This window comes from Bacillus sp. ISO11 (genome assembly GCF_003458115.1).
GTDB classification, from domain to species: Bacteria; Bacillota; Bacilli; order Bacillales; family Bacillaceae_G; genus Bacillus_A; species Bacillus_A cereus.
In genome coordinates, this window is sequence record NZ_QXCO01000011.1 from 152,203 (window position 1) to 162,867 (window position 10,665).

Consider the following 10,665-nt stretch of genomic DNA (forward strand, 5'->3'; position numbering starts at 1 on the left):
TAAATTTCAGTTAATCTTATTTATTTTATAGGAATTATAAGTTATACTAAAAGTAGGTGCAAAATGTACCATTTGAAAAAGAGTGCATTGCAAAAAGGAATCCGTAAAGGATTCCTTTTTTGTTTCTTTTAAAATGAAGCAACGTTCTAATTATCTCTTTCTTTTTTTATGAATGAACTACCAATGTATAAATTTAAAAGGTATTTTTGGAAAATTGCCATATTCCTGTAACAAAACAAAGGTATGTTATGTGTGTTAAATATAAAGAGAAAGAAGGAAAAGTTGTGAAAAAAGTTTTGCCAATTGTTGCGTTATTAGGCATGATGAGTTTTGGAGTACAGGAAATGAATGTAAGAGCTGATACATACCACAAGGGCGATTCAAAAATTAGTTTTTGGGATTCGAAAAGAAAGGGTACTAATTTCATGAATAGTACGTCATTACCTGAAAACTATAAAAGTGCAAAAGAAGCTAATATTGAATATGTACGTTTAGCACCTGATAAATGGGCAAAAGATAAAGATTTTCTATTTGAGGATAAACCAGATACTTCTGGAAAGGATTTTCTGATAGGTAATGCAGATAACTATCGGGGATTAGTAAAGGAAGATCTAAAAAAATTAAAGGCGGATTTAGATGCCGCACAATCACAAGGAATGAAAGTCGTTCTTACAATGTTATCCTTACCTGGTGATCGATGGCGCCAATTTAATAATAATAAGAATGACGACAGAATATGGGAAGAAGAGAAGTATCAAGAACAAGCAAGTCAATTTTGGAAGGACCTCGCTCTGGAACTAAAAGATCACCCCGCGGTGGTTGGTTATAATATTATAAATGAACCACATCCAGAAACAGCTAAAAATAATAGATATAATGATTTTTGGACGGAAGATTACGAGAAATGGTATGCAAAAGTAAAAGGAACGACAGCTGATTTAAACAGATTTTATGAAAAGGTGATTAACTCCATTCGTGAAGTGGACAAAGAAACACCGATTATTTTAGATTCAGGTTTATATGCTACTCCATGGGCCTTTAAATATTTAAAACCAGTAGAGGATAAAAAAACACTATACGCATTTCATATGTATGAACCATATGAATTAACGAGCCAAGGTGAAAAACAAAACAAGGAATATCAATATCCAGGATTAGTAAAAGTAGGGGGTTTAGAGAAACCTGTAATGTGGAATAGACAGGGATTAGAGAAGTTTTTGAAGCCAATTCAACAATGGTCTAAGAAAAATCATGTACCATCTAATCGAATTATTGCAGAGGAGTTTGGAATTAACCGTACTGTTCCAGGTGTTACCCAATACATGCAAGATCTTATTTCTATCTTTAACCAAAAAGGATGGCATAAATCATTCTATGCATTCCGTGAAGACACATGGACAGGGATGAATTATGAATTGGGAACAGAAAAAATAAAATGGGATGAAGAGGGTAAACCGATGCGTCAAGATAATTCACTCTGGGATGTAATAAAAAAAGATTTACAAACGCGTAAATAGTTTAGAATATTAGGTTTAAGGACTAAATATAAGCATCTAATTCAAATAGAATTAGATGCTTTTTATTTCGAAAAAAGGTGGAGTTGAATTAAAGGTTCCATCTTTTCTTTTGCATAAAGGGTACCAATCAGGTTTATTTACAACGAAAAATAAGATTTTTAGAGAATAGCTTAGAAAAAATTGTGGAGGTTTAAACAAATGTGGTCACAATTGTTTAAACCTTTAAAGTAAAATGGAAGTTGGACAGTTGCTATACAGGCAGCAAATTTACAATATGTTTCGGCTGAGCCTTCGGGAAATATAATAGCAAATCGTAATGCAGTTAATGAATGGGAGAAATTCGAATTAATTCCGACTGGGGAATTATATACGTACGCTTTAAAAACTAAAAGTAATCGGAAGTATGTTTTGTTTGAGCCAAATGGTAGAGTAGTAGCAGATCGTACATCAATTGGTGCATGGGAAAAGTTTATCTTATATAATGGTGGAGACAATAGGATATATGTATTACAAGCACTAAGTAATAGTAGATATATATCAGCAAATGGTGGTAGAGAATTAACAGCTACTAGTTATGTAGCTGGAAGTTGGGAAAGATTTGTTATTGTATACTTCTAAACTTTGAAGTGTTATATATCTAAATGATAATGGCATGTTTAGTTGGTATAAATACCTAATACAATAAAGTTTTAAGCATGTAATACAAGTGTATATTAACGTGTAAAAGGGCTGCAAATAATTAGCAGTCCTTTTTGCATGGACTTACTGAGGTTATAATGAGAAGAAAAAGAACCCTATAGGGTTCTTTTTCAAGGCATATTAACAGTAAGGAGAATCATGAAATGCTACTTCAAATCTTTATTAGGGGAAAGATTTTGAAAAAGCTTAACATGTATTTATTTTTACATAAATGTAAGATGTAGTAAATTGATAATGTTTATACTTACTATTACTAATATTCAATTAAGATAGTTAATACTATTTATATAGTGTTAACTGGTGTATAGTACAGTATAGATTTAGAAATTTAATATTAGATTACATTTGTTAAAAAAGTTAATAGATATATTATTTCAAATTCTAACTAACATTTAAACGGTTTTAATTGAAATTGGTTGTGTATTAACCTTTATAAGCCAATAAAAGTAAATAAAATAAACAAAGACCCTGTAATAAATACAGGGCCGGATACAGGGTTAAGGGAACGCATAGTTTCTTAATATCATAGTAGCATATATTCTTTGTATAGCTACATGAGGATTTTGACAGAATTAAGAACAAGACAGAAAATCTGTAAGAAAGCAAATATAGTGCTGGAAATGTGATTTTAAATTAAGCTATAGGTATATTGAAATGGATGAAAACTCTTGAGTACCATGATTAAATTGCCTTTAATTATGAGGTTTAGGTTAGAGGGATAATTGGATCTTACTGAACAGAAAAAATGTTTTTTAGATTAAAAGAAGAAAAGACACCTTTTGGTTGTCTTTTCTTTAGGTAAACAGTTCACATATTGCTGAATTAGATACGAAACTATAATTCGACTACGAAGTAAATCCTAACATAATCTGAACAGAAAAAATATGTAATATTATATTTTTAGTTTTTAATTATTTTATTCAATATAGAGAAGCAACGTAAATAAAAGGGCATGCAGTCGTATCTGCAGCCCTTTTTAGGAGGAATTCAAGACACCATTAGGACACGTATCGGTAAACAGGTTCAAAAATAGTATGTGTGAAAAGAAAAAGTCCTATACCAAAAGTAGACAGGATCTTATCTTTTTTACATTTTTAAAAATGAAATGCTGTCCTTTTGAAATCAGTACAGCACACATTTGGTTTGTAATGAAATTAGAAAAAGTATACATGAAAATGGCAGACAACTATTTTGTTGCCTGCCGGTGCCAGTGGATTGAATGAGTTAGTCAATTCAATAAATTGTGCTATCTCATTACCAGAAGAGTGAAGCCGCTAGTTCAAACGGCTTAGACATAGTTTGTCTAATAAAGAAAAAATTATGAGTAGAAATTTTGTTTGCTCTATATGAAAAGATAAATAGATATTCATCAGACAAGGATAATTTAGCATATCTTGAATAGGGTGTAGGAACGAATTAAAGAAAGGGATATTTGTTTAGGAAGGGACTGACTCAGGAGTGGGACTTTCGGACAGGGTTTGGGGAGCGGTGATTGCCTTTGGCGTTGCGACTAATATCGTTGCTTGTATAATGGCAGTATACATTCAAAAATATGAGCTAATGATAAATCATCTTACAAATATTTTATTTTTAATAATTATCTCTTTAACGTTTATAAAGATGAAAATTAACAGATGGGTGGCTTTAGGATTTACATTAGTTGTAATAGAGAAAGGTATTAAAGCGGGCTATGACTTCTACACACATAATTATTATAGTGTCAGTTGGAGTTTAGCTATCATTGTCTATTGCATATACGAGATGGAAAAGTATCATATTGAAATAAACGAATAGGCGCAACAAAAAGGTGTTAGTAGGTGGAATTCTTTTTAAAATACTATAAAAAAGACACTACAAGAGTGTCTTTTTTTTGAAAATACTCTATAATTAACTTTGGGGAAGGTAATGTTAGAGTATTCGTTTAGCATTATCTTTATATTTGATAAACCATGAAATCGAAAGATTTTGTGGTTTATTTTATGAACAATAGATATTACAGTATTGGCAGTGAGTTATTAATCATTTTAAGCATTAGGGGAGAATGGATTAAAAGTCTAACATCGAATAACGGTTCCGGAATATAGTGTTGCGAAATGATCTCCCATATCCCAAACGGTACTTGCCTGTATATAGCCCTTAAAGCCTTCTGAAGAATAATAAATCTTTTTTGGTATACTTTCTTTAGTTTGGAAATGTGCTTTAGAGTACTTTACATAATGGTTTTTAACAACTTTTGCTTCTGGAACAATAGTGTTTTTTTGTTCCAATTTTGGCCTAGCACTAGAAGGTGGTATGAATTTTACATTGTCTTGGTAATTAGGATCTAAGGTGTCAGCTTGTACACTGTGTGACGAAACAAAGGTGCTTAGACTACTTCCCGCGATTAAAGTTGCAAATACTAACTTTGAGAATTTTGTTAATCTACTCATTCTATAATCTCCTTTTTATTATTTTGTAAGGTATCTCCTTACACCTCACAGTCTATATCCACTACAAAAGGGTGTACATACATATTGATAGACAAAATTCTACAAAATACCGCATGTTTTTGGGATTTATGTATAATAATCCAATGTCTAATAATCTATTAAAAGTAAAAAGGTAGGTCTTATATAAAAGAAAATGAATAATTTATGCAGGTAATGTATATGGGATTATTGTTTAAATATTCTAAAATGAGTTGATAAAGATGTTGGTAGGTTTTTTGGAAAACAAATAATTCCCTAGGTGAAATTTGGAAGGAAGATTCTCTGTTAGAGTTTTTATAAGGGAATTCATTTTCGTAGATTCAAAATGCAAAAATAACTAAAAGAGCAAGTGTTTCAATGGGTAAAAAGCTATGTTGAGTCTTTTTTCTCTGTCGGTTGTCGTCTAATCAATGAAATGACGGATGCTTATGATAGTTTGTGTCTAGCAACATTCGCGTATAAACGAATGAATTAAGAAAAGGGTGAAATATTGGATAACTCGAAATGGATGCCTTTAAGTAATGTTGATGAGGAAATTTGGATAGGAGCAAGAGTTAGGTTGTACAATGTTGGTATGAATAGAGAAGATAAAGAAAATAATTTCTATGAATATATTATTTCTTATATCTACGACAACACTAACTACTTACAACTAACTAATTTAACAACAGGAAAAGCAGGTTATATTATTTGTGTCATTGAAAAAGAATTACCAAATAATTATGCTTTGGGCAGAACATTAAAGCAAAGAATAGGTTTAGAAAATACCTATTTTAGATTTGAATAATCAACAAATAAGGGAAGCACCAACTCTAAGGTGTCTTCCCTTATTTTATACTTTTTATCAATAATCAATATTAATAGAGCCTAAATAAAAAAGTGAGAAAAATGATAAACACTCTTCTCACTTTCATCAATTAGGGTGGCATATACATAAATATGCGTTTGGGTGGATTTTGGATGAAAAATCCACATGCATAGTATAACAAAAAAATTATGGCTTTTCGCATGTAATATTGCATATGAAAAATAGTAAAATTTTAAATTTTAATATTAACAACTTATATATATGTGTTACAATGTAATTCTCTAATTTATTTTATTCTCCTATTTAGAATTTATAGTTTAGTGATTCAATAATACAAAAGTGGTTGTAATAAATAGATAAAACGATGAAATAATACAGTTAGAATGGTTAAAAGGCAGTTAAATATAAGTATTAAAAGAAATAAATTTACTTATTTATGTTTAGTGAATGTATTATGGTAAGAATTTCATCCGATTGGATTAGCGCTAAACTAGATTTTTATCCAAACAAATCCAATAATTATTTTTTAAATGAAGTATATGTTGCATCAAGTTTATTTGGAATAATTCGTAGTCTAATAATTGCTGAATCTAGAAAAATAACATATTCGAAAGGAGAGCAGATAAAACTCTGTCTGTGAAAATTAAATCTCTAAATTATAAAGTACGGATAATAGGATGTAATTGTGGTTTCATTTCGAATGGTACCATAAATGAATGTGGAAAAGTAAAGGAGAAAAATTTAAATAAACTATATAAGTAGTAAAAATGAAAAGGAGAAGTAGCTAGTGTTTAATATAAAAGAAAGATTGGGGCAAATAAAGCTTAAAACGAAGTTGTCTATGGCATTTATAGCAATATTAATTATACCAAGCCTTATCGTAGGAGTATCATCTTATAATAAAGCAAAAACAGATCTTAATGAAACAATTCTACAATCAGCAAAAGATAATATAAGTATTTTAGATAAGATTGTTGATGATGAATTAGAAAATAAGCATACAGATATCACTCATTTTGCAAAGGTACTCACACAAGGGGATTATAATCCTGAACAATCGCAAAATGTACAGAATAAATTTGATCAATATATACAGTTACATCCAGAGATAGAAACGATTTATACGGCATCCAGTAACAATCAATTTATTCATGCACCTGTTGGAAAAATACCAGAAGGGTTTAATCCGTTAGAAAGTAGTTGGTATAAGGATGCAGTAAAAGCAAATGGAGAGATTATTGTTTCATCTCCCTATAAATCAAAGTCTACAGGAAATATGGTAATTGCAATTGCAAAGCAGAATGCAGATAAAAGTGGTGTCATTGGCGTAGATTTGAATATTAAAGATATCGTAAAAACATCCAAAATGATAAAAATTGGGAAGCAAGGATTTGTATCTATAGTTAGTCAAGATAAAACTATAGTTGTTCATCCATCACTAAAACCTGGAGAGAAATTAGATAAAACTTTAGTGGATGAATTGTACAAGACAGAAGATGGAGTAATTACTTATAGCCTCAATGGTGAAGATCGAAACATAAGCTTTAAGACAAATAAAAAAACAGGTTGGAAAATAGCTGGCGTAATGCCTACGAAAGAAATTGAAGAAGCTACCAATCCTATTTTTTATAAAACGCTCACTATAATAGGTGCTTCATTATTGTTAGGTGGAATTGTAATTCTATTCATACTCAAATCTATAATTACTCCACTAAGACAATTAGTCATTTCAGCTCAAAGAATTAGTCAAGGAGATTTAACCGAGAAAATAGATATTCGTTCAAAGGATGAACTTGGTCAATTAGGTGGTAGTTTCAATACAATGGCAGAGTCGTTACGTAATATTATTTCTCAAATTAACACATCTGCAGGACATGTAGCTGCGTCTTCTGAGGAACTAACTGCTAGTGTAGAGCAAGCAAGTGTTGCGACAGAACAAATTACAAAAGAGATGGAAGAAATCTCGAACAGTGCAGAGGTTCAAAATAATGAAGTTGAGTCTGGAGCTGAATTAATTGGTGAGGTAACACGAAATATTCAATACGTAGCTGAGAATGCTTCTGAAGTATCGGCTTCATCCATATACACTAAACAAAAAGCCAATGAAGGTGAACAATTAGTAGAACAAACTGTAACACAAATGCAGTCTATCCATCACTCTGTTTCTCAATCCGATAATGTCATAAAATTATTAGATAAGAAATCACAGCAAATTGGCAGTATATTAGAAGCGATTCAAAATATTGCGGAACAAACAAATTTATTAGCATTAAATGCAGCGATTGAAGCAGCTAGAGCTGGGGAACAGGGGAGAGGGTTTGCAATTGTTGCTGATGAAGTTAGAAAGTTGGCGGAGCAATCATCCGAATCTTCAATGGAAATTGGAAGTTTAATTAAGGAAATACAAGCAGACGTACATGAGACTGTAAAAGCTATGAATGAAGTAGGCGTAGAAGTACAGTCGGGAATTAAGGTTGCGAATGATACAAAACAAAGTTTTTATGAGATTTCAAAATCTGCAAATGATATTGTATCAAAAGTGCATGGTATGGTAGAACTATCAAATAAAATGACAACTGATGCAATGAAAGTTGATACATCGATTGATCAAATAGCTATGGCTGTAAAAGAAAATTCTTCAAGTATGCAAACGATAGCTGGTTCATCTGAGGAACAACATGCTTCTATGGAAGAGATAAATTCTTCAGCAATACAATTAGCACAGATGGCGGAAGAACTTCAAGAGTTAATTGGTGGATTTAAGATTTAAGTTGAGATTCTAGGAGAGAATGCTAGAATCTTGTTACAGAGTGGAAATGAAAAATCTTATAACATAGTAAATAAGTATAATATGTACTCTCTATGCGTATTGAACAGGCAGATAAGCCATTTAAAAACCCTCCATTTGGAGGGTTTTTAAATACATTTACATTAAATTTTTGGTGGTGCACCACTATAATCGCCAACACTATATGAAGGAGCAGGATAATGCCCATGAGTAGCAAGCTGATCTGTTTTAGAAAACTGAAAAATTCCCACCGTTAATACCCCAATAAAAGCAATGCCTGATAATAATAAGCTAATTTTTTTCATTATTTTAACACTCCTTTTGCGATTGATTTTTGTCTTGCTTGATAACAAATATGGAAATAGTCACTTACTTTTTGGTGGTTCTCTAATTGTCTACATTTTGTGGCAAATAATTCGGCGTATTCGACAACATATTCCCATAATTCTTCTTCCTCAAAGTATAAGATTCCTTCTTGAATGATTTTTTCTAATTCTTCCAATGGAATATTTTCGTTTAATTTTTTTAAAATAGAGAAGTGGTGTGTGTATTCTTCGTTATGAATTTCTCTGCAAATCTGTAGACCCTTATCAATGAGTTGGCTGGCCGTTGATTGTTCTCCTAACTTATAATGTTCCTTAGCTTGTAGGAAGATGGCCTTGAAGTGTGTAGGGATTTTCTCTGTTACTTCTGAAAGGTGACGAATAGCTAAAGTAGACATACTTTGATCAGAATACAGCCACCCCATAGTATTTTTTACGTATAACAAGGAATCTTCTTCCCTATTTTTTTGTAGTAAATCAATTGCACAATGTAGATATTCTTCTGCTTGTTCGTACTGTTTTAAATAGATGCAGCAACCACCTAGCAAACTATTACAAAAGGCTGTTTTTACTTCATAACCTTCGTACTTTGAAAAGATTGCTCTCGATTTATTTGCGTATTCGATAGAAGCGAGATTGTTATAGGTATGGTGATAGAAAGTAGCAATTCTATAGTAAAATTCGGCGTGTTCAATTTCATCTGGTATAGCTACCAATATTTTTTCTGCTAGTTTATAATGTTCCTCTGCCTCAGTATAATTTGATATAAAAGTGGAATGAATGGATTTGAAAAAATGATAATAGAATTGTAGAAATTGATCTGTAGGCATATCATAATCGCTAATAGTATCAAAACTATTTTGTTGAATACCAAGGCTATCTGTTAAGACCTTGTAACGAAATTCGAGTAGTGAATAGTATAGTAACAAATTTTGATCCTGATGCTCTTGATTCGGTTCAATGCTTAACTTATTAATTTTTTCATCAATTTTCTTTTTTAGATTAGTAGCTTTTATAACTTGCTGAGATAGCATAGATCGATACCAGTCGTTCAATAGAGAGGTTAATTGCTCATTTCCTTTTACTGAGACACTCATAATATACGCCCCCATTTTCTAAAAAAATCCTAATCCAATTTAATTATAAACATCATAACAAAATAGAAGAAAAAATGGAGTGATATTACAATATTTTTCAAGAAAATTCATAAAAAACAATCAATTTGTGTCGAATATACGTAGAATAAAACATCCAAAAATAATCAAAAGATGATATGAGTCTTTATACGTTCTATTAGGTGAACTAAGAAACTGTGATTGAAGATTTATGAAATCTCTTTTTCTTAAAACGATCAATTATGTGTTAATTTTTAGATTATTTTATCGGATAAATATAGTATGTATCACCACCAAATGTATAAATCTTGCGTATGTAAATAAGAAGAGAATAAAGGAAATAAAAAAGAACTTGTAAGAATTCCTACAAGTTCTTTTTTAGATAATGTAAAAGGTGAAACAGACTATGTCATTATTTGTAATAGTAAAATTATCTTATGTATGGTTTTGTTTTATTTTATCATTTTAGCCAAGAAGACTCCTTCCTCAAGGAGCGTGAAGGGTCACAGTCCAGTGAGTAGGCGGGAGATGAATTGGCCTCGAACAAGAGATGGCAGGAAGCCATCTTAATTGTTCGACATATAGAAAGTATTACTCTACTATCTATCGAATATATGTTCGGTGTATAATAGTCATATACCGAAATGGAGGTGAATCAAATAATGATTAATAAAGCCTATAAGTTTCGTATCTATCCAAATCAAGCACAAGCAATTCTAATCAACAAAACGATTGGGTGTTCTCGCTTTGTATTCAATCATTTTCTATCCTTATGGGATCACGCATACAAAGAGACAGGAAAAGGCTTGACCTATGGTATATGCTCTGCCAAACTACCTGCCATGAAGAAAGAGCTTGTTTGGCTAAAAGAAGTGGATAGTATTGCGATTCAGTCGTCTGTTCGCAACCTTGCGGATGCTTATACGCGCTTTTTCAAAAAACAAAAC

General features: G+C 31.3%; 8 protein-coding genes and 1 pseudogene. 6 read left to right on the plus strand and 3 right to left on the minus strand.

Annotated features, from left to right (window positions below; translation table 11 throughout):
* The first annotated feature begins 248 nt into the window (after positions 1 to 248).
* The 3 genes and pseudogenes from D1166_RS14560 to D1166_RS14570 all read left to right on the plus strand — a co-directional run bounded on the left by D1166_RS14560 (position 249) and on the right by D1166_RS14570 (position 4,010).
* Positions 249 to 1,517 (plus strand): glycoside hydrolase family 5 protein, encoded by a 1,269-nt coding sequence (locus tag D1166_RS14560; protein WP_001986412.1) that lies wholly within the window; start codon positions 249 to 251, stop codon positions 1,515 to 1,517.
* Between the two features lie 231 nt (positions 1,518 to 1,748).
* Positions 1,749 to 2,135, plus strand: a pseudogene (locus D1166_RS14565) (fascin domain-containing protein); the annotation flags it as partial.
* Positions 2,136 to 3,674: 1,539 nt separating this feature from the next.
* A complete protein-coding gene (locus tag D1166_RS14570; protein ID WP_000524435.1) occupies positions 3,675 to 4,010 on the plus strand; it encodes a hypothetical protein in 336 nt (111 codons plus the stop codon).
* A 260-nt stretch (positions 4,011 to 4,270) separates the two neighbouring features.
* On the opposite strand, the gene D1166_RS14575 is transcribed toward D1166_RS14570, so the two are convergent.
* A complete protein-coding gene (locus D1166_RS14575; RefSeq protein ID WP_000088961.1) occupies positions 4,271 to 4,645 on the minus strand; it encodes a hypothetical protein in 375 nt (124 codons plus the stop codon).
* A 547-nt stretch (positions 4,646 to 5,192) separates the two neighbouring features.
* Here D1166_RS14575 and D1166_RS14580 point away from each other — a divergent pair.
* Both D1166_RS14580 and D1166_RS14590 read left to right on the plus strand, forming a co-directional pair.
* The gene (locus D1166_RS14580; protein ID WP_033689314.1) at positions 5,193 to 5,471 is read left to right on the plus strand and encodes a hypothetical protein; all 279 of its coding nucleotides are present in this window, start codon (positions 5,193 to 5,195) and stop codon (positions 5,469 to 5,471) included.
* Between the two features lie 808 nt (positions 5,472 to 6,279).
* On the plus strand, positions 6,280 to 8,262 hold the full coding sequence (locus tag D1166_RS14590; RefSeq protein ID WP_000481860.1) for a methyl-accepting chemotaxis protein: 1,983 nt from the start codon (positions 6,280 to 6,282) through the stop codon (positions 8,260 to 8,262).
* Between the two features lie 161 nt (positions 8,263 to 8,423).
* Here the strand turns inward: D1166_RS14590 and D1166_RS31295 are convergent, their stop codons facing one another.
* Together D1166_RS31295 and D1166_RS14595 are read right to left on the minus strand one after the other, a co-directional pair.
* The gene (locus D1166_RS31295) at positions 8,424 to 8,585 is read right to left on the minus strand and encodes a hypothetical protein (protein WP_000724108.1); all 162 of its coding nucleotides are present in this window, start codon (positions 8,583 to 8,585) and stop codon (positions 8,424 to 8,426) included.
* The gene (locus D1166_RS14595; protein WP_000116962.1) at positions 8,585 to 9,700 is read right to left on the minus strand and encodes a Rap family tetratricopeptide repeat protein; all 1,116 of its coding nucleotides are present in this window, start codon (positions 9,698 to 9,700) and stop codon (positions 8,585 to 8,587) included. The genes D1166_RS31295 and D1166_RS14595 overlap by 1 nt, the downstream gene beginning before the upstream one ends.
* Positions 9,701 to 10,380: 680 nt before the next feature.
* On the opposite strand from D1166_RS14595, the gene D1166_RS14600 reads away from it, so the two are divergent.
* Positions 10,381 to 10,665 (plus strand): helix-turn-helix domain-containing protein (locus tag D1166_RS14600; protein ID WP_179951333.1); only part of this gene is annotated, 285 nt, incomplete at its 3' end.

Coding starts and splice junctions, on each gene's coding strand:
- D1166_RS14560 (WP_001986412.1), top strand. CDS start 249: ATGTGTGTTAAATATAAAGAGAAAGAAGGAAAAGTTGTGAAAAAAGTT.
- D1166_RS14595 (WP_000116962.1), bottom strand. CDS start 9,700: ATGAGTGTCTCAGTAAAAGGAAATGAGCAATTAACCTCTCTATTGAAC.
- D1166_RS14580 (WP_033689314.1), top strand. CDS start 5,193: ATGCCTTTAAGTAATGTTGATGAGGAAATTTGGATAGGAGCAAGAGTT.
- D1166_RS31295 (WP_000724108.1), bottom strand. CDS start 8,585: ATGAAAAAAATTAGCTTATTATTATCAGGCATTGCTTTTATTGGGGTA.
- D1166_RS14575 (WP_000088961.1), bottom strand. CDS start 4,645: ATGAGTAGATTAACAAAATTCTCAAAGTTAGTATTTGCAACTTTAATC.